Genomic DNA, 18,923 nt, shown 5'->3' on the forward strand with positions numbered 1-18,923 from the left:
CTCACGGGGACCGGCCGGGGTGCGTCGGGGCGCCGCGCGGGATCCGGGCTACTCGTAGCGCAGCGCGTCGGGCCGCATCAGCCGCAGGAGTTGCGGCAGTCCGAGGGCGGTGGTGAGGAGGACCGCGCCGGCCGCGATTCCCGACATGGCCAGCATCGAGCCCCAGTCCACGTTCCACGGGACGCCCGCCGCGTACTGCAGGACCGCCCCCGTCAGCAGGCCGCCGACGGCCGCCAGCACCAGGCCCAGGGCCATCGGGAGCAGCGTCTGCCAGAGCACCGACAGGCCCAGGACGCGGCGGCGGGTGCCGACGGCGTTCAGCACGCCGAGCACGCGGCGCTGTTCCCGGAAGCGCTCCAGCTGGCCGACCAGCAGGCTGAGGGAGACCAGCAGGAGGGTGACCGCCGATCCCGCCGTCAGCAGGCGCTTGACCGCGAGGTAGGTGGGGTCGAGCGTGTTGTCGAGCGGGAACCCGGTGCGGGCCTGCGGGTCGATCGCCATCACGGCGGTGGTCAGCTGCTCCTTGGGGTCCGTCAGGTCGTCGGCGAGCGACACCAGGACGGTCGCCGGCTGTCCGCGCAGCGCCTCGGCCGGCACGGCGGCGGGGGTGAGCAGCAGCAGGCCGGATCCGAGCCGCCCGTTGGGGTCCGCGCCCTCGACGGCGGTGACGGTGGCCGTCACGGCGGGCAGCGGGAAGGGGGCCGGCTCGCCGGCGCCCCGGAAGTAGGCGGCGTGGACGGTCGTCCCGGGCCGGACCGGTTCGGCGTCCGGCCGCCCGGCCGGGCCCTGGACCGCGAAGGCGTCGCCGTCCTTGCAGTCGGGCAGGGTCGCGAAGCCGCGCAGCACCGTGCAGGAGGCGATCCGGACCGAGGGCAGCTGCCAGGACCTGGCCGTCCCGCTCTCCAGGGAGAACTCGGTGTACGCCGCGGTGGCCTTGACCCCGGCGCTGCGCGCCAGGCGTTCGGCGATGCCGTCGGCGGTGGGCGCGCCGCCGGGGAAGGACACCGACTGCTGGTACGGCCCGGCGGCGGGCACGTCCCGGGTGATGCCCTCGTACTGTGCGCCGATGCCGAGGAAGAGCGTCTGCAGGGCGATCGCGCCGGCGATCGCCACCACGACGCCGCTGACCGCCGCGGCGGCCGGTCCCGAGCCCAACTGCAGGCGGCGGGTGGCCAGTTGCCAGGACAGGCCGCCGCCGCCGGCCCGTCGGGCGACGGCCTCCACCAGCCACGGCAGGAGGGTGCAGACGCCGATCAGCGTCAGCATCACGCCGGCCGCCACGAGGAGCGATCCGCGCGTGCCGTTCACCGGGTCGAAGAGCGCGAGGGCGAACACCGTCAGGGCCAGGCCGGCCGGCGGCAGCATCAGGCGCCATCCGATCCGGCGCCGGCCGGGGCCGGAGCGGCGGACCACGCCGAGCGGGTCGACGGTCGCCCGGCGCATCGCGAGCAGGGTGACGCCGATGCCCATGAGCGGCACGACCACGGCGATCGCGGCGGCGACGGCGGGCTGCGGTGCGACGTCCTCGGGGTAGAAGCTGAATCCGGCGAGCCGGATCCGTCCGATCGCCTGTCGGCCGATCAGGAAGAGCGCGGCGCCGGCGGCCAGGCCCAGCACCGCGCCCACCAGGGACTCCCCGGCGGCGATCCGGGCGGTCATCCGGCGGTCCGCGCCGCCGAGCCGCAGGGCGGCGAGCCGGCGGTCGCGCCGTTCGCCGCCGAAGCGCGCGGCGGCGGCGAGGAAGACCCCGACCGGGGCCAGCATCACCGTCAGGCCCACGGCGTTGAGCAGGATCAGCTTCGGGTCCATGGATTTGGGCGGTGAGAAGTGGCCGAACTCGGTGATCCGGACGGCGCCGGTGTCCACCGAGAGGCGGTCGCCGCCGAGCACGAAGTCGGCCTGGCCGGGTCCGAGCAGCCCGGCCGGGCCGATGGTGCCGACCACGGGGTGGGGCAGGCGCTCGCGCAGCAGCTGGTTGGCGGGGTCCTTCAGCAGGTCGGCCAGGGCCGGGGAGACGGCCATCTCGCCGGGCTTCGGGTAGGCGGCCACCCCGGGCGGGAGCGCCGCGTTCGGGCCCTCGGGCTGGACGATCCGGCCGCGGACGGGCGTGCCGTGGAAGGTGGTGTCGGCGACGGCCACGAGGACCGTCCGGTCGCCGGGGGTGGGCAGGTCCTCGTCCTGGAAGGTGTCGTTCTGCGTGTACAGGCGCTGGTCGCGGTGGTGCACGATGCCGGGGAAGGAGGCGGTGAAGAGCAGCAGGGCCACTCCCAGGCCGACGCCGCAGGCGGTGAGCAGCAGTCGGCCCCAGCCGTCCCGTCCGCTGGTGACGGCCAGTCGGGCGCCGAGGGCGAGCTGGTCCAGGGCCGGCCGGCGGACCTTCGGGTCGGCGGCGCTCACCGGGCGCCCGCCAGGTCTCGGGTGCGGCCGTCGCGGACGACGACCTCGCGGTCCGCGTAGGCGGCGACCCGCGTCTCGTGGGTGACCAGGACGACGGCCGCGCCGGTCTCGCGCGCGGCGAGGGTCAGCAGCTTCATGACGCGTTCGCCGTTGAGGGTGTCGAGGGCGCCGGTCGGCTCGTCGGCGAACACCGCCTTGGGGCCGGTGATCAGGGCGCGGGCGGCCCCCACCCGCTGGCCCTGGCCGCCGGATACCTCGCCGGGGCGCTTGGCGGCGACGTCGGTGACCTCCAGTCGTTCCAGCCACTCGCCGGCGCGGGCCTCGGCGGCCTTGCGGCGCATGCCGTTCAGGCGCAGCGGCAGCGCGACGTTCTCCAGGCAGGAGAGTTCCGGGACGAGCTGGCCGAACTGGAACAGGAAGCCGAACTCGGTGCGCCGCAGGGCGCTGAGCTCGGCGTCGGTGCAGGTGGTGAGGTCACGGCCCTGGTAGCCGATGGTGCCGCGGTCGGGGCGGGTGATGCCGGCGAGGCAGTGCAGCAGGGTGGACTTCCCCGAGCCGGAGGGGCCCATGACGGCGACGAGTTCGCCGGCGGCGACGGTGAGCGAGGCGCCGGCGAGGGCCGGGGTGAGGCCGAAGGACTTGTGCAGGTCCTGGGCGGTGAGCAGGGGTCCGGCGCTGGTCAACGTGGGGTCTCCGTGAGGCGGGCGGTGAGGTCGTCGAGGCGGGCGGCGGTCAGTTCCAGCCAGCGCAGGTCGGCCTCCAGGTGGAACAGCGCGTGGTCGCAGATCAGTTCGTCGGCGAGGTCGCCGGCGAGCTTGCGGCGGGTCAGTTCGCGCATGGTCCGCAGGTGTTCGGCCCGCTGGGTGTCCAGGACGTCGGCGGCGGAGCGTCCGGTCAGGATGGCGAGCACGACCTTGTGGTAGAGGGTGCTCTGCAGGTACGGCTGCGGGTCCTCCGGCTGGGTGAGCCAGTCGGCGAGGTCGGTGACTCCGGCGTCGGTGATCGCGTACCGCTTGCGGTCCGGGCCGCCGCCGGCCTCCACGCCCTCCACGACGACCAGGCCGTTCTTCAGCAGCCGGGAGAGCGTCGCGTACACCTGCCCGTAGTGCAGGGAGCGGTCGCGCCCGAAGTGCTCGTCGTAGAGGCGTTTGATGTCGTATCCGTGGCGGGGCTGGGCTTCCAGGAACCCGAGGAGCATCTGTCCGAGTGACATGATCAAGGACTATACACACCATGTATACATGGTGTGTATAGCGGGGCGGGCCCCGGCGGTGGGGCCGAGGGAGCCGGCCGCACCCGCGAGGGCTGCGGCCGGCGGGCGGTCGGTTCCCGCCCCCGGTCGGTCAGGCGTCCGGCTGGGTGACCGTCAGCCCCCAGTGCACGTCGGGGGCCGACGCCTTCACCCCGACGTGGAAGGACCGGCCCTGCTCGGCCGTCACCACCGCCGAGCCCCTGTCGACGGCCTCGGCCGGACAGGGCACGGTGAACTCCACCGGGGTGGTGTCGCCGTAGTACGGCGTGAAGGTGACCCGCACCTCGCCCGCGCCGCCGCTGCCGCCCCGGCAGCCGACCGTCACGGTGACGGGCGGACCGGCCGTGTAGGCGCCGCCGGTGACCGCCCCGCCGTCACCGATCCAGTCCGGGATCCAGATCAGCCCCTCCTGCCCGGGGTAGGGCAGGATCTCGCCCGTCCCCGGCGTCCCGTGCCCGATCTCCCCGATCTCCCCGGCCTGTCCGGCCTGTCCGGCGGACGCCGGGACCGCCGTCACCGCGATCGCCGCCACCGCCACCGCCGCCGTCGTCCAGGCGAAACTCGCACGCCTCATGGTCATCCCCTCCGTGGTGCCGGGCCCGGGCGTCCCGACGCACCCGCACAGTGTCATCCGGCACCGACAGCACCGCCTGAGTACGGATACTCAAGCGCCGCCTGCGCGGGGCGTGACACCGCGGCGGCGGCAGCGGCGCGCAGCCCGAGGGCCGGGCTGGACAGGACCGGTACGGCGGTCGCGGTCCGCTGCGCGGCGTCCGCCATGGACGCCTGGGCGAGGACGACGGCGTCCGCGTCGACCACGGCCTCGACGGCGGTGGCGATCGCGGTCAGGTAGCCGGCGCGGTCGCCGCTCTCGAACCGGTCCCAGGCGCCGTCGACCAGCGTGGCCGTCACCGTGACCGGCCGGCCGGATCGGGCGGCCTCCTCGTCGACGAGGGCCGTGGTCGGGCCCAGGGTGCCGGCCAGTGCGGCGATCACGGCGATGCGTGTCGCCGCTCGGCCGCCGCCGGGTGCGACGGCGACGGCGGCCGCCGCCATCGGACGGTCGACGCGCAGCACGGGCACTCCCAGCGCCGCGGCCCGGGCCTCCGCGACGCCCCCGATCGTCGAACAGGTGCACAGCACCGCCGCGGCCCCGGCGGCGATCGCCGGGGCGAGAGCCCGGTCGATGTCCCCCGCCACGGCCTCGGGCCCCTCGGCCAGGGCCCTGGCCAGCAGCCCCTCCGACACGACGTGCCGCAGGGGCAGCCCGGGGTGCTCGCGGTCGCGGAGCGCGTCGAAGACGGGGACGTGGACCGGGGAGGTGTGGAGCAGCGCCAGCATGCGCGCGATGCTAGCGGCCCCGGCGGCCGGGCCCCGTCGCCGGGAGGGCGCCGGGACGGGGGCGCCGGGGCGGGGTGTCAGGGGTGGGGGTGGCTGGGCCGGATGCCACGGTGCGGGTGCAGCGGACGGGTCGGGCGGCGAGGTTGTGGAGATGGACACCGTCATCGTGCTCGAACCCGATACGCCGACCAATGTGCGGATCCTCGGCCCCGACCGCGGGCCGGCGGACCCCGGGAACCCGGTGCGTCTGGCGCACTGCGCCCCCGCGGAGGCCTCCGGCGCCTGCGGCCCCCTGACGCTGTGCGGCCTGAGCACCTCCGACATGACCCTGGCCCCTCGCCGCTCCCCCGCGCCCGGCGGGCCCCAGTGGAACGCCTGCGGGGCGTGCCGCGAGGCCGAGGGGGGCGCGGTGGCCGCCGGTGCCGGGCCGGCGCGCGGGTTCAGGGGGCTGTGAACAGTCCGGGGAAGGACGGGGCCAGCCAGGGCCGGCGGCCCCAGGCGAGCACCTTGCCGCGGGCGATGGCGCCGGCGGTGGAGCAGCGGCCCAGGGCGAGGAGGAAGAACGCCACCGGCTCGACGAGGATCGTGCAGTCGGGGCGGCGGGGCGGCTCCTGGCTGACCGCGACGGCGCCGTCGGTGAAGGTGACCGCGAATCCGCCCGCGCCGCGCAGCCGCAGCCGGTAGCAGGCGCTGTGGCCGGCCGCGGTGCGGGCGTCCGCCACCAGGGGCATGGCCGTTCGCAGGAACGGCATGGTCAGCCCGACGCGTTGCCGGTCGATCGGGTGGGGCCGGCCGAGCGCGACGGCGACGTCGTAGAGGTGGGCCAGCATGTGGGTCAGCAGGTAGGCGCCGAGGGTGTCCAGGTCCATCGGGCCGAGCGGGGTCAGCATCGGCTCGGTGCCGGTGCGCGGGCCGGCCGCCGCCGCGAACTCCCCTGCCTGGCGGGCGATTTCCTCGGCGAGTACGGCCGGGTCGCGTTCGGGTCGCGCGGCCAGCGAGACCTCGTTGGCCGCGGCCAGCGCGCCCGGGGTGCCGTCCCCGTACGGGCGTTCCTCCCCGGCGGCGAGGGCGGCCATCAGTTCGTTGGCCATCGCGAGGTGGGCGGCGGCCTCGGCGACCGTCCACTCGGCGCCGGGGATGCGGATGTCGCCGCGGCAGTCGGCGAGCAGGGGGACGGCTTCGTCGCCGACCGCGGTGACGGCCTGGAGGAGCGCTGTGCGTGTGGCGGAGGGAGAGTGTTGGGGGAACGTCATGGTGGTGAGACTGGTCGACTCCCGCACCGCTGTCCAGCTCCCTGACAGGGCCGGGGGAACGGGTGTTCCTGTCGGCCGGCGGGCGGGCGGACCGCGGGTTGGACGGCGGGCGGGCGGCGGGCGGACGTCAGCCGCCGTCCGCGGCGGGTCCGGCGCCCGGCGGGCGGTCGCGGTCGGGCCACACGGTGATGTGGTCGTGTTCGAGGACCAGTCGCACGCGGTGCGCCAGGCCGAGGGATTCCGTGAAGTCGCGCGGCAGTTGGAGCCGGCCGACCCGGTCCAGCACCGTGTACTCGACGGGTGCGCCGTCGCCGTCGCCGTCGGCGGCCGCAGGGCCCCGCAGCACTTCGGTGGAGGTGCGCCCGTCGCGGATCCGTACCGTGCGGCGGACCTGGTCGGCCACCAGGGCGTCGTGGGTGACGATCAGGACGGTGGTGCCCAGTTCGCTGTTGGCGGTGCGCAGGGCGGTGAAGATCTCCTGCGAGGTGGCGGTGTCCAGTTCGCCGGTGGGTTCGTCGGCGAGCAGCAGGCGGGGTTCGTTGGCGAGGGCGACGGCGATGGCGACCCGCTGCTGTTCGCCGCCGGAGAGCGCGGCGGGGGTGCGGTCGGCCGCCTGGGCGATGCCCATCAGGTCGAGCAGTTCGGTGGCCCGGGCGGCGCGGCGGCGGCGCGGTACGCCGGCGTAGCCCATGGGCAGTTGGACGTTCTCGCGGGCGGTCAGGTAGGGCAGCAGGTTGGCGGCGGTCTGCTGCTGGATCGTTCCGACGGTGCGGCGGCGGTAGGCGGTGCGTTCGCGCCGCTTGAGCGCGCCCAGGTCGGTGCCGTCGACGGTGGCGGTGCCGGCGCTGGGGGTGTCCAGGCCGGCGAGGATGCCGAGCAGGGTGGATTTGCCGGAGCCGGAGGCCCCGACCAGGGCGGTCAGTTCGCCCTCGCGCACGGTCAGGTCGAGCCCTTGCAGGGCCTGGACCTCGACGCCGCCGCGGGCGGTGGTGCCGGTGCGGTAGATCCGTACGAGGCTCTCGCAGTGGACCATGGGCCGGTCGGTCCCGGTGGTGGCGGGTCGTGCGTTCTCACGGGTGGTCACAGGGCCTCCCCCAGTCGTAGGACGGCGCCCAGGGCGCGGCGGCGGGCGATCGCGGTCTCCAGGGCGCCGGCCGCCGTCACCAGCACGGTCAGGGCGAGGCCGAGCGCCGTGGTGGTGGTCCAGTCGGTGTGTGCGGCGGGTTCGAAGGGCGCTCCGGTGAGCGCTTGCAGCCGCAGGCCGGGGCCGAGTGCCCCGGGCAGCAGCAGGCCCAGGGCGGTGCCGCCGGCCGCGGCGGTGAGCAGCAGCGGCAGCGGGTGCAGCAGTTGCAGGGCGAGTACCGAGCGGCCGGTGAGCCCCAGGGTGCGCAGGTAGGAGGTGACGCGGGCGCGTTCGGTGGCGCTGAGGAGGAGGTCCAGGACGAAGGCGCCGAGGGCGAGCAGCAGGGCGAGTGCGGTGGTGACCTGGAAGGCGAGCTGGACCGAGCGGACCAGTCCGTCGGTGCGCAGGGCTTCGAACTCCGCGGCGTGGTCGAGCAGTTCGACCCGCGGGCCGGTCCTGCCGGTGGGGGCGAGCTGCGGGGTGGCCGCGGTGCGTACGGCGGCCCGGTCCAGTGGTGGGGCGCCGGCGGCCGGGTGGAGCAGGAGTGCGGAGGGGTGGCCGGGCTGTGCGGGCAGGCGTTGTGCGGAGGGGCCGGTGAACAGCAGCAGGGCGCCGGGGCGCGGCCCGTTGCCGAGGACCGGTCCGAGGACCGGGTCGCGCAGGGCGTCCTCGGGCAGGGCGCCGATCACGTGGACCAGGACGCGGCTGGTGCCCAGGGCGGACAGTTCGAAGGTGCCGTCGGGGAAGCGGGCGGCCAGGGCGGGGTCGGCCAGGGCGGTGAGCAGCGGTTCGGTGGGGTTCTCGCCGGTCTGCCGCACCGGTGCGTCGGCCCCGTCGGCGGCCAGCAGGGCGCGGGCGAGCGGGGAGGAGGGGCGGGCGGCGGACAGGGCGGCGGCGTCCAGTCCGACGAGCTGGGCGCCGGGGAAGGTGGTGCCGTCGTCCTGCGAGGTGAGTTCGCCGCTCGCGCCGGTGACGGTCACCTGGTGGCCGACGGTGGGGACGTGGGAGAGGTCCTCGGGCAGTCGGTCGCGCGGTCCGACCAGGGCGAGCGGTGCTCCGCCGGTGCGCCAGTCGGCGCTCTGGGCGCGGCTGTCGGTGACGGTGTGCGAGATCCCGGCGCCGAAGACGCCGTAGCCCATGGCCAGCGTCAGGACCAGCAGGGCGAGTGCGGCCGTGCCGGTGTGCCGGCCGGCCTGGGCGAGTGCCACCAGCGGGACCGGGCCGCGCGAGCGGCGCGCCCAGTGGGCGGCCCGGCGCAGCAGCGGGGGCAGCAGGCGGAGCAGGACGAGCGCCGCGACCAGGGCCAGCAGGACCGGGGTCAGGGCGAGCGGGAGGTCGAGGCCGGAGCCGGCGAGGGCGCCGCGGGTGCGCAGCGCGGTCAGGGCGCCCGCGGCGAGCAGCAGGGCCAGGGCTTCCAGGACGAGGCGGCGCGAGCGTGCCGGGGGCCGGGTGCGCGGGGCGGTGGTGAGCAGGGTGGCGGCCGGTGCGCACCAGACCAGCAGGGCGGCGGCGGCCGCCGGCAGGGCGGATCCCAGGGCGGTGCCCTGGGGCGTGGTGGCGCGGGCGATCGCCCAGCCCGCGGCGGCGCCGGCGCCGACCGCGACCGCGGCCTCGGCCAGCAGGCGGCCGGCGATCCCGGCGGTCCCGGCGCCCCGGGAGAGCTGGAGGGCGAAGGCGCCGGCCCGGCGGCGGGCGCCGAGCCGTGCGGTGGCGACGGCGGTGGCCACGACCACGGCGAGCAGTCCGACGAGCGCGAAGCCCTGGAGCTGTTGGGCGCGTCCGCGTTGGGCGGCGTAGGCGTCCAGTTCGGGCGTGAGCCGGTCGGTGACGGCGATCTTGGGCACGATCTGGCCGGCGAGTGTGCAGAGGCCGCCGGTTTCGTCCCCGCAGCGCTGGGCGGTGTCGGCGGCGCGCAGTCCGGCGAGGGCGGCGCGCAGTTCGGCGGTCCCCGTGGCGGTGGCGGCGGGCCCGGACCGGTCGGTGGCCACGGGCAGGTCCCAGGCCAGTTCGAGCGGTACGGTGCCGCGGCCCGCGACCTGTTCGATCCCTTCGGCGCTGGTGAGGAGTTGGCCGACCAGTTGCTGGCCGGTCTCGGCCGGGACGGTCCAGGGGGCGACGAGCATCGGGAACTGCTGCCAGAGGCGGTCGGCGCCGTGGTCGGTACGGAAGACGCCGACCAGGAGCACCGGGGTGGACCAGCCGGTACCGGTCAGGCCGAATCGCTGACCCGTCGTCAGGCCGAGGCGGTCCCTGGTGGTTTCGGAGACCGCGACCTCGACCGCGGGCGGCTGTCCGGGCGGGGCCGTCGGGTCGGGTGCGGGTTGCCGGGGTGCGCGGCCCTGGACGTACTCGACCGGGCCGTGGGCGTCGTCGGGCTGGGCGTGGACCAGGCTGAGCCCCGGGGGCCGGCCGTAGGGGGTGGGGACTCCGGGCCCTTCCGCCACGGCGGCGGGGGCGCTCACGCGGCCCTTCGGTGTGCCGAGCGCGGCGGCCAGTCGCGGTCCGGCGGCGGCGCGCACCGCGTGGCCGGCCCGGTCGAGGTCGCGGTCGAGTGCGCCGGGGGCGATCCGGGGCCTGGACGGCAGCGGGACGGTGGTGGACGTGGCGGTGATCAGCGGGCCGGACAGCTGGGCGCGGGCGACCCGGTCCGCGAGCGCGCCGGCGGCGAGGCGGTCGAAGCGCGGCGGCCAGCTCAGCGGGATCGCCGTGAGCAGGACGGAGAGCAGCGCCAGCCCGGCCGCCACCGGCCAGGCGATCCGCGCCTCTCGTCGGATCAGGCGCAGTGTCAGCATGCGGGGCTCCCGCCGTCGAAGCGTCCGTTGCGGGGCGGGGTGCCGGGCGCGATGCCGGGCTGGGTGCCGGGCCCGGGGGCGCGCCCGCGGCCGGGCGCGAGGCCGGGCCCGGGGGCGCGCCCGCGGCCGGGCGCGAGGCCGGGCCCGCTGCCGGGCCGCCGTCCTGGCGTCGGGCTCATCCGTCCTCCCCCGCGCGCAGGGCCCGGACCAGGTCGACCCTGGCCAGCAGCCGGGTGAGGACCAGGACCGTGAGGGCCAGCAGCAGGCCGCTGGCGAGCGTGGTGAGCGCGGCGGCCGGCCGGCCCGGGGCGGTGGCCAGGGCCGGGAAGACCGGGCCGGAGCTGTCGTCCAGCACGGTGAGCGGCAGCAGCAGGGCCGTCAGCAGCAGGCCCAGCAGGCCGCCGAGCAGCACCGGGGGCACCGTCACCGCCACCTGTTCGGCGCGCAGCATCGCCGTCAGTTCGCCGGTCCGTGCGCCCAGGGCGCGCAGCACGGCGAACTCCCGTTGCCGGGAGCGGGCCGCGCCGACCGCGTGCAGGGTCAGGGCGGTCACCGCGAAGAGCGGGGCGGTGGCCATGACCAGCAGCCAGGCGCAGCGCAGTCCGGCCCGGAACGGGTCGTCGGCCAGGTCGGCGGCGAGCCGCTGTGCGCTCTGGGCGCGGCCGAACGCGCTGTGGCCGTCGACGGCGGCCCAGGTGGCGGCGGGGTCGTCGCTGGCCAGCCACCAGTGGGTGTCGACGGGCGGCGGCGCGCCGGTGAGCGCGCGGTTGGCGGCGAGCGCGGGCAGGTCCAGCAGCAGGTGGCCCTGGCCGCGGCCGTAGCCGGGCAGGGCGTCGACCTCCCCGGTGATGCGGACCTTCTGGTCGCTGTCGCGGTCGCGGTCCCAGGTGAGCCGGATGGTGTCGCCGACCTTGGCGTTCACCGCGTCGAGCAGGGTGCGGTCGGCGATCGCGGACAGGACGGGCGGGGCGCTCCCGTCCGGGGTGCCGGTCGGGGGGCGCACGGCGAAGTACGTGTCCAGGGCGGCCGGGTCCAGGGCGTTCGCGGGGTTCTGGGAGCGCAGCACCGCGTGCAGGAGGCCGGGTCCGCGGCTGTGCCAGGTGCAGGCGGTGGCCCGGTCGTCCTGGGCGCCGCCGTCGAGCACCGAGGTGGGCCGGGCGTCCGGGGCCGGGTCGCCGGCGGGGCAGCCGAGTGTGGTGGGGCTGACGAAGGGCGCGCCGGAGCGGATCCAGGACCGGTCCGGTCCGAGGGCGAGGTCGGTTCGCCGGTCGCCGGTGACGGCGCTGATCCGTGGCAGGTCCAGCTCCAGGGTGGTGCGCCGGGCCAGGGGGCCGGGGAAGCGGACGCCGACGCGGCCGAGGGTCAGCGGGTAGCTGCGCCGGCCGCCGTCGGCCAGGTTCACGGTCAGCGGGTGGGGGCGGCCGTCGGCCGTCAGCGGGAGGGTCAGCTGCTCGGTCAGCCCGTCGGCGTCCTGGATCCACAGCAGCAGGCTCGGGCCCTGGTCCGGCGGTGCGGGGTCGGCGGTGGCCTGGACGGTCAGCTCCAGGGCGGTCGGCTCGCCGGGGATCGCGAGCCCCTGGGCGGGCGCGGCGGTCAGCGGGGCCAGCAGCGCCGGTGCCGGGCGGTCGGCCTGGTCGGGGCGCAGGGCCGGCAGGGCGCCGGAGGCCGCGGCGGCGGCGGTGTCGACGGCGACCGTCCGGACCACGGCGCTGCCCACGTAGGCCGGCTGGTCGGCGACCGGGGTGAGGGCCGTGACGCCCGGCAGCGCGGCCAGTGCGCCGTGCCGCTGCGCCGCCGCGCCGGTCACCCCGGACAGCCGCAGGTCGGCGCCGACGGTGAAGGCCGCCCGGTCGCGGTCGCCGGCCGGCAGTGCGGCCAGGACCCCGGCGGCCAGGCCGGCGCAGGCCACGGCCAGGAGCGTGACCAGGACCGGGACCGCCTGGCGGCCGGCGTCGCGGCTCAGCCGCCAGGCGCCCAGTGGCGCGACCAGTCCGCGGGAGCGGGCGGCCGCCCGTTCCAGCAGCCGCCCGGCCGGCGGCAGCGCCCGCAGCGCCAGCACCGCGCCGGCCACCGCCATCGCCGCCGGGGCGAGCACCAGGACGGGGTCGACTCCGGTGTCGAAGCCCGCACCCGCGTCGGGCACCACCACGCCCTGGTAGTGGCGCAGTTGGAGGAAGCCGAGGACCGCCACGGCGAGCAGCGCCAGGTCCGCTCCGGCCCGCTGCAGGCCCGGTCGGCGCGGGCGGCGCCGGCGCAGCGCCTGCCGGGCGTGCGGGTCCCAGGCCTGCCGGGCGAGCGGCAGCAGCAGGGCCGTGCCGTGCACCGCGAGCGCGAACCCGGCGGCCCACCAGGCGGTTCGGCCGTCGGCCGCGGTCAGGCCGTGCGCCCCGGCGCCGCGCAGGACGGCGGCGAGCAGCGGCTCGACCAGCAGCAGCCCGCAGGCCGCCGCCGGCACGGCGGCCACCGCCCACTCGCCGGCCGCCACCGCGAGCAGCCGCGCCAGGCCGGCTCCCCGGGAGCGCTGGAGCGTCTGCTCGACGGCGACCGCGTCGGCCAGCCGACGGGCCGTCAGAATCAGGACCACCGAGGCGAGTACGGCGAGCAGGGCGAGCGGAACGGCGATCTCGGCCCTGGCGGCCAGGGCCGGCACCGCCTGGCCGTCGACCGCGGCGGGCAGCGCGCTGCGCACCCTGGTGTCGGCCAGGGGCGGGGCTGCGCCGCGGTAGACCGAGCGGGCGGTGTCGGAGCCGGCGAGGACGGCCACCCGGTCGCGCAGCGCGGCGAGTTCGGGCAGGCTCGACCGGCCGGTGTCGGGCAGGGCCAGCCAGACGGCCTGGGTGCGGCTGCCGAACGTGGGCAGGGCCGTCAGCTGGGCGCCGTCGGCCAGCAGCAGGGCGCGGTCCGCGCCGTCGGCGCCGGCCAGGCCGTTCCAGAAGGCGTCGGCGGCCGGGTCGGGGCGGTAGACGCCGGTCACGGTGAGCGTGAGCGGGCCGCCGGTGGCGGGGTCCGGGACGACCGCGGTGCTGCCGCTCGTCAGGCCGAGGCGGTCGGCGACGGTCTCGGGGAGGGCGACGCGCAGGGCGTTTCCGGGGACGTCGGCGGGGGCGGCGGAGGACGCGGTGGGGGACGCGGGGGCGGGGGCGGCGTCCGGCCAACTGCCGCTGCTCAGCCGGGCGTAGCGGCCCGGGTCGGGCAGTGCCACCGGGAGCCCGGGCAGCCCGGTTTCGGTGGCCTGCCGGCGCGCGGCGAGCGGCAGCGGCAGGTCCACGGCGATACCGGCCCGCAGGGCGGTCTCGGAGCGGAAGGGGACGCCGGCCATCGCCCGGACCAGTGCCGTGTGCACCGCCCGGTCGGCCGCGGGCAGGCCCTGCGCCGTCCAGCGCGCGGACACCTCCACCGACCGGCCGGCGTCGGCGGCGAGGCGCTGGCGCACCCCGGCCGCGGCGGCCGACCGGGCCAGCCCGGCCACCGCGGACAGCACCGCCGTCGCGACCAGGATGCTCACGGCCACGGCCGCCAGCACCGCACCGTGCCGCCCGATCCGGCGCCCAACCCCCGCCAGCACCATCCGCCACTCCCCTCGGCGCCCTTCGTTCGACTCCGGGGCGCACGTCACGGGACCACTTGCGGCCCAGAGCTGAGGTTCTATCACAACGAACCATCAGTGGTCTGTACCAATCAGGTCACGGTCCTTCCCGTACAACCCGAACCGCCCCTGCCGTGTCGAACTGCCGCGGGGAGGAGGAACGACGGGGCAGGGCGGAGGAACACGCCGCCGGACTCCGAGGAGTCCGTCAAGGGAGGGGCCGCGGGAGGACCTGCCGGCCCGGCCGGGGAAATCGCATGGGAGGGAGCGGAGTTGTCCATGGGGGGGAAGTGTCCGGGGGATGGAGAGCGTGGCCGGTGGCGACACTCCCACGGCGAGACCCTCGCCCCGCAGGCACCGGCACCGGGCGCTGTCGGGCGCGCGGGCCAGCCTCACTACCTGTCCAGTCGACCGGTGCGTCATGCGCGAGGGGGCGCATTGCCCCCGATCGGGTGGTCCGGCCGTGCTTCGCACGCCGGTGGCCCGGGCGGGGCCGGATAGTGGAGCGGTCGCCGAGGCACGGGCCCGGCGTCCCTTCGTCCGGGAAACCAGAGGTGTACCGCCATGCCCACGTCCGCAGCCACCGACCGTGTCGGGCTCGTGTTCTCACTGTTCGACGCCGACGGGAACGGTGTCCTCGAACCCGCCGACTTCGACCTGATGGGCAGCCGCGTCGTCGCGGCGCTCCCCCGGGCCGGCGAGGACGCCAAGAACCGGCTGCTCGACGCCCTGCGGCACTACTGGCACACGCTGGTGACCGAGCTGGACACCGACGGCGACGGGCGGATCAGCCCCGAGGAGTTCACCGCCGTGGTGCTCGACCCGCAGCGCTTCGACGCCACCATCGACGAGTTCGCCCGCGCGCTGTCCACGCTGGGCGACCCGGACGGCGACGGCCTGGTCACCCGCCCGGACTTCCTCGCCCTGATGACCGCGATCGGGTTCGGCGACCGGAACATCACGGCGCTGTTCGACGCGTTCGGCCCGGTGGACGGCGACCGCGTCCCGGTCGCGGTCTGGGCGGAGGGCATCCGCGACTACTACCGCCCCGAGAAGACCGGTATCCCCGGCGACCACCTGGTTCCCGGGGCGGCCCGGTGACCCCGGTCGTCCACCAGGGCGCCGGCCCGGGGCCGGCGCCCGCCACCGGGCGGCCCGCGGTCGGGCTGGCGGTGGGCCGGGGCACCGGCCCGGAGCTCGCCGCCGTCTTCGAACGCGTCCTGCGGGTGCTCACCGCCGACCACCCGACGGGGGTGCGGATCGTGCGCTCCCCGCGCCTCTACCACTCCTACGTCTCGCTGCGCGCGCACGGCGGCCCCGCCGGCATCCAGGAGCTGACCGGGCAGGACGCGGAGCACTACGAGCGGTTCTGCCGCGACCTGGCCGCCGGCGGCACCACCGCGGTCTTCCGCACCGCGATCAACGCCCAGTCCCTGTACCTGGTGCGCCGTCGCCTGTGCGCCGTCAAGGTGGACCTGTTACGGGCCGGGGAAACGTCCCTGCTGCTCGTCCGCGACCAGGCCCAGGGCTTCTACACCGGGGAGAACCTGCACACCCCGGGAGCGGTCACCCGCACCCTGTCCTTCAGCCGGGAGACCACCGGGACCGTCGTGCGCCACGCCCTGGAGCGGGCCCGACGCGAATGGCCCGACGGGCGGATCGACCGCATCGTCATGGCCTACAAGTTCCACCTCCTGGACGGCGCGTTCGACACCTGGGTCGCCGGGATCGCCGAGCGGCTGGGCGTACGGATCGAGGTGTTCCAGCCCGACACCGTCAACCGCAACCTGATCACCCACGGCCTGCCGGAGCGCACGCTGCTGATCGCCGGGAACGAGTGGGCGGACATCATGCACGTGGTCCTGCTGGACCGCTTCGGCGCCCAGCGGCAGGAGAGCCGCTGCACGGAGAACGTCTGCCTCGACCCCGGCGCGGCCGGGCTGGTCGAGTACCAGACCGTGCACGGCTCCGCCGACGACCTGGCCGGGCGCGACCTGGTCAACCCGGTGGCCACGGTCCGCGCCGCCGCCCTGGTCGCCGAGCGGCACGCCGGCGTCCCCGGCGCCGTCCGGGCGGTCGAGGCCGCCCTCACCGCCCTGGACGACAAGGACGTGCGCACCCCGGACCTCGGCGGCCGGCACTCCACCACCGCGGTGGTCGACGCGCTGGTCGACGTCCTCGACCCGCCCGGTGCCGCCGCCGCGGGTTCCACGGCCCTGGTGGGCGAGCCGTGACCGGCCCGGCGGGAACGGCCCTGGTGGTGGTGGACCTGCAGAACGACTTCTGCGCCGGGCCGGTGGCCAGGGCCCGCTTCGGCGGCGACGGCGCCGTCCTGGAGGCCGTGGTCGCCAACAGCGTCCGGGCGGTGGACCGGGCCCGGCGCGCGGGCGTGGAGGTGCTGTTCGTCCGCTTCCTCGGCGACGTCGTCCACCAGGGCGCGGCCTGGCGCGCGCGGGACCGGCGCCTAGGCAAGGAGCCGAAGTGCCTGGAGGGCACCTGGGGGGCGGAGTTCCACGGGGTGGCCCCGGCGCCGGGCGAACGGGTCTTCACCAAACGGGCCCGCTTCGACGCCTTCCTCGGCGAAGGCCCGGGCGAGGACCTGGAGGAGCACCTGCGCGCGAGCGGCACCGGGCACCTCGTGCTCGCCGGGCTCTACGCCGACGTCTGCGTGGACTCCACCGCCCGCACCGCCTTCCAGAAGGGCTTCCACCTCACCGTCCTGACGGACTGCACCACCTCCCTGCACCTGCCCTGCGACGACGTCCTGCGGTTCATGCGCGTCCTGTACGGCGCCCGCACCACCACCGGTGACGACCCCGCGGCCTGGACGGCGCCCGCGCACGGGGAGGAAGCGTGCGCGCCGTAGCCGGACAGGCCGCGGCCGGGCAGACCGTGGCCGGGCGGGCCGTGGCCGGGCAGACCGTGGCCGGGCGGGCCGACGGCGCCACCGCCGCGGCCCCGGCCCGCGGCGTCGCCTCCGGGGTGGGCCGTACCGCCCTGCTGGTCGCGGCCGCCCGCGCCGTCGAGACCCACCGCCCCGACGCCCTGGCCCGCGACCCGCTCGCCGAGCTCTTCGTCCGCGCCTCCCCCGCCTCGGCGCACTGGCCCCTGCGCCCCGAGCAGGTCCCCGGCGGGGAGGCCGACCCGCTGTGGGGGCGCCTCGGGCGCTACTTCGGGCTGCGCACCCGGGTCCTGGACGACCACCTGCTGGCCGCCGTACGGGCCGGCACCCGCCAGATCGTCCTGCTGGGCGCGGGCCTGGACTCCCGGGCCTACCGGCTCGACTGGCCGCCCGGCTGCGTCCTCCACGAGATCGACACCGACGAGGTGCTGGCCTTCAAACGGACGGTCCTCGACGCGGCCGGCGCGGCTCCCGCAGCCGAGCGCCGCCCCCTGGCCGCCGACCTGCGCGCCGACTGGGCCGGGCCGCTGCTGGCGGGCGGCTTCGACCCGGCGGCGCCGACCGCGTGGCTCGCCGAGGGGCTGCTGCTCTACCTCCCCGCCGGGGCCGAGCGGCGCCTGATGGCCACCGTGCACCGGCTCAGTGCGCCCGGCAGCACCCTCGCCTACGAGCTCAAGGACGTGGCCGCCGAGCCGCCGGCCGTGCGCACGTCCCCCGTGTACGTCGCGGCCCGGCAGCGGCTCGGCATCGACCTGCGCGCCCTCTTCGACGCCGATCCCCGCCCCGACTCCGCCGCCCGACTCGCCCGCCGGGGCTGGACGGTGACCGTGCGCAGCCCGTACGACTTCACCGCCGTGCACGGCCGCGGCCCGCTGCCGGAGCCGAACGACGCGCTGGCGGCCAACCGCTGGGTCTTCGCCGCCCGCCCGGGGCCGTCGGGAGGCGGGGAGGCCCCGGGCGCCGGTCCGCGCCGGCGGACGCCCGTTCCGGGGCCCCGGTGAAGGCGGGCCTTCGAACGCCGTCGCCGGCCCGTGCGGGCCCGCCGGCGCGGACCGCCCGGGCCCGCACGGGAGAATGGGCCGGGTGACCAGCACTCAGCCGCTCCCCCGGGGCCTCACCGCCCTGATCCCCGTCGCCCCCGCACCGGCCACGCCCGGTGAGCGGGCGGCCTCCCAGCTCCTCCACCTGCGCAGCGTGGAGGTGCCCCTGCCGCTCCTGGTGGCCGCCGCGGAGCTGATCGCCCCGCAGCTGGAGAGCGAGGACCCGGTCACCCGCGAGGCCGCCGAGGCCGTCCAGGCCCGCCTGCGGGCCGTCATCGCGCAGGCCGCGCCCGGGCGGTAGCGGGCGGCCCCGTCCCCGGCGTGCCGCGGGCCGGCCTTTCCGCGCGGGTGAATTCCGCGGCGTTTTCCGTGCCCCGCCGCGAAAACGGCCTGACCCGGCGCAATGTCGATCATGAACCGCCGTCATCGGCGGATTCCCCTGAAAATCCCTCAGAAATTCCGTCGGCCGCCGATTTCGCGGAAACCGGACGAGCGGTTCCGGGCCGACGGCCTGCCCGCCTCCCAGTTCGTCGTGCCGCTCGCCGTCGCCATCATGGCCGTCATCGCGATCGGCGGGTTCGTCCTCACCCTCTCCCCGCCGGAACCGGTCGACACCCCGGCCCGGGAGCCGCTGCGCGTCAAGCTCTTCGACCGCAGCACCTGACCGACCGCGGCAGCCGACCGACCGCCGCGCCGTGGGCACGGTGCCGACGGCGCCCCGGGGGCGGCCCACTGTCCAGGCCGCCCCCGGGGCTTCGGTGCGCACCGCGGCATCCCGGGGCCCTCTCCCCGGGACCCCTCCGGCATCCGTCGGCGCGCACGGCCGCGCCGCGGTCCGTCCCCCTCGACGGGCCGCGGCGCAGCGGCTTCACGGGGTGTCAGCGCAAGCCGGTCACACCTGCTGCCAGAGCGCGGGCACGTTCGGCGGCTCCCAGCCGACCTGGGCGGTGTGGCCCTGGAGGCAGCGGTAGCCGACGCCGTTGTAGGTCACGATGTCGCCGGCCTGGTAGGTGGTGCCGGCGGTCCAGGTGCCGCCGGGGTTGGGCGAGTCCTTGCCCACCGTCAGGCTGTACTGGGCGGTGTGGGTGGTGGTGCCGGCGGTGCCGGTGACGGTGATCTGGTAGGTCCCGGCCACGGCCGTCGCGGAGGCGTTGAGGGTGAGGGTGGCGGAGGAGCCGGCCTGGACGGTGGAGGGGTTGAGGCTCGCGGTGACGCCGGTGGGGAGGCCGGAGGCGGT

At 77.0% G+C, this 18,923-nt stretch carries 17 protein-coding genes; 7 read left to right on the forward strand and 10 right to left on the reverse strand.

Translation table 11 applies throughout. From position 1 onward, the window contains the following. Window positions 1–48: 48 nt before the first annotated feature. The 5 genes from ACZ6EM_RS38805 to ACZ6EM_RS38825 all read right to left on the reverse strand — a co-directional run bounded on the left by ACZ6EM_RS38805 (window position 49) and on the right by ACZ6EM_RS38825 (window position 4,990). Window positions 49–2,397: an FtsX-like permease family protein gene (locus tag ACZ6EM_RS38805; protein WP_465774524.1), complete on the reverse strand. Its 2,349-nt coding sequence runs from the start codon at window positions 2,395–2,397 to the stop codon at window positions 49–51. Beyond that, window positions 2,394–3,080 (reverse strand): ABC transporter ATP-binding protein, encoded by a 687-nt coding sequence (locus tag ACZ6EM_RS38810; protein WP_401053009.1) that lies wholly within the window; start codon window positions 3,078–3,080, stop codon window positions 2,394–2,396. Before ACZ6EM_RS38810 ends, ACZ6EM_RS38805 begins: the two co-directional genes overlap by 4 nt. After that, complete coding sequence (locus ACZ6EM_RS38815) at window positions 3,077–3,610, reverse strand: PadR family transcriptional regulator (protein WP_401053006.1); 534 nt, start codon at window positions 3,608–3,610, stop codon at window positions 3,077–3,079. Before ACZ6EM_RS38815 ends, ACZ6EM_RS38810 begins: the two co-directional genes overlap by 4 nt. Window positions 3,611–3,740: 130 nt before the next feature. Next, window positions 3,741–4,223 (reverse strand): hypothetical protein, encoded by a 483-nt coding sequence (locus ACZ6EM_RS38820; protein ID WP_465774525.1) that lies wholly within the window; start codon window positions 4,221–4,223, stop codon window positions 3,741–3,743. A gap of 53 nt (window positions 4,224–4,276) precedes the next feature. Beyond that, complete coding sequence (locus ACZ6EM_RS38825) at window positions 4,277–4,990, reverse strand: aspartate/glutamate racemase family protein (protein ID WP_452179268.1); 714 nt, start codon at window positions 4,988–4,990, stop codon at window positions 4,277–4,279. Between the two features lie 151 nt (window positions 4,991–5,141). Here ACZ6EM_RS38825 and ACZ6EM_RS38830 point away from each other — a divergent pair, with 151 nt between their 5' ends. Beyond that, window positions 5,142–5,444: a hypothetical protein gene (locus ACZ6EM_RS38830; RefSeq protein WP_359915130.1), complete on the forward strand. Its 303-nt coding sequence runs from the start codon at window positions 5,142–5,144 to the stop codon at window positions 5,442–5,444. Here the strand turns inward: ACZ6EM_RS38830 and ACZ6EM_RS38835 are convergent. From ACZ6EM_RS38835 to ACZ6EM_RS38850, 4 genes are all read right to left on the reverse strand, one after another. Beyond that, window positions 5,431–6,243: a maleylpyruvate isomerase family mycothiol-dependent enzyme gene (locus ACZ6EM_RS38835; protein WP_359915127.1), complete on the reverse strand. Its 813-nt coding sequence runs from the start codon at window positions 6,241–6,243 to the stop codon at window positions 5,431–5,433. The two genes, ACZ6EM_RS38830 and ACZ6EM_RS38835, sit on opposite strands and share 14 nt — an antisense overlap. 127 nt (window positions 6,244–6,370) lie before the next feature. After that, window positions 6,371–7,276, reverse strand: coding sequence for an ABC transporter ATP-binding protein (locus tag ACZ6EM_RS38840; RefSeq protein ID WP_465774531.1), 906 nt, complete (start codon window positions 7,274–7,276; stop codon window positions 6,371–6,373). A gap of 47 nt (window positions 7,277–7,323) precedes the next feature. Continuing rightward, a complete protein-coding gene (locus ACZ6EM_RS38845) occupies window positions 7,324–10,158 on the reverse strand; it encodes a hypothetical protein (RefSeq protein ID WP_465774526.1) in 2,835 nt (944 codons plus the stop codon). Window positions 10,159–10,333: 175 nt separating this feature from the next. Beyond that, entirely contained in the window at window positions 10,334–13,726 is a 3,393-nt protein-coding gene (locus ACZ6EM_RS38850) for an FtsX-like permease family protein (protein WP_465774527.1), read from the reverse strand. A gap of 582 nt (window positions 13,727–14,308) precedes the next feature. Between ACZ6EM_RS38850 and ACZ6EM_RS38855 the strand changes: the two genes are divergently transcribed. The 6 genes from ACZ6EM_RS38855 to ACZ6EM_RS38880 all read left to right on the forward strand — a co-directional run bounded on the left by ACZ6EM_RS38855 (window position 14,309) and on the right by ACZ6EM_RS38880 (window position 18,350). Next, complete coding sequence (locus tag ACZ6EM_RS38855; RefSeq protein WP_452179274.1) at window positions 14,309–14,845, forward strand: EF-hand domain-containing protein; 537 nt, start codon at window positions 14,309–14,311, stop codon at window positions 14,843–14,845. Then, window positions 14,842–15,978: an isocitrate/isopropylmalate family dehydrogenase gene (locus tag ACZ6EM_RS38860; protein WP_465774528.1), complete on the forward strand. Its 1,137-nt coding sequence runs from the start codon at window positions 14,842–14,844 to the stop codon at window positions 15,976–15,978. Before ACZ6EM_RS38855 ends, ACZ6EM_RS38860 begins: the two co-directional genes overlap by 4 nt. Beyond that, a complete protein-coding gene (locus ACZ6EM_RS38865; RefSeq protein ID WP_465774529.1) occupies window positions 15,975–16,610 on the forward strand; it encodes a cysteine hydrolase family protein in 636 nt (211 codons plus the stop codon). Before ACZ6EM_RS38860 ends, ACZ6EM_RS38865 begins: the two co-directional genes overlap by 4 nt. Before the next feature lie 56 nt (window positions 16,611–16,666). Next, complete coding sequence (locus tag ACZ6EM_RS38870; RefSeq protein ID WP_465774532.1) at window positions 16,667–17,647, forward strand: SAM-dependent methyltransferase; 981 nt, start codon at window positions 16,667–16,669, stop codon at window positions 17,645–17,647. Window positions 17,648–17,729: 82 nt separating this feature from the next. After that, window positions 17,730–17,987, forward strand: a complete 258-nt coding sequence (locus ACZ6EM_RS38875) for a hypothetical protein (protein WP_452179277.1) — start codon at window positions 17,730–17,732, stop codon at window positions 17,985–17,987. 231 nt (window positions 17,988–18,218) lie between these two features. Continuing rightward, window positions 18,219–18,350, forward strand: a complete 132-nt coding sequence (locus ACZ6EM_RS38880) for a hypothetical protein (RefSeq protein ID WP_452179278.1) — start codon at window positions 18,219–18,221, stop codon at window positions 18,348–18,350. 228 nt (window positions 18,351–18,578) lie between these two features. On the opposite strand, the gene ACZ6EM_RS38885 is transcribed toward ACZ6EM_RS38880, so the two are convergent. Continuing rightward, a partial coding sequence (locus ACZ6EM_RS38885) for a carbohydrate-binding protein (protein ID WP_465774530.1) occupies window positions 18,579–18,923 on the reverse strand: 345 nt, incomplete at its 5' end.

Source organism: Kitasatospora sp. NPDC041917 (genome assembly GCF_055589745.1).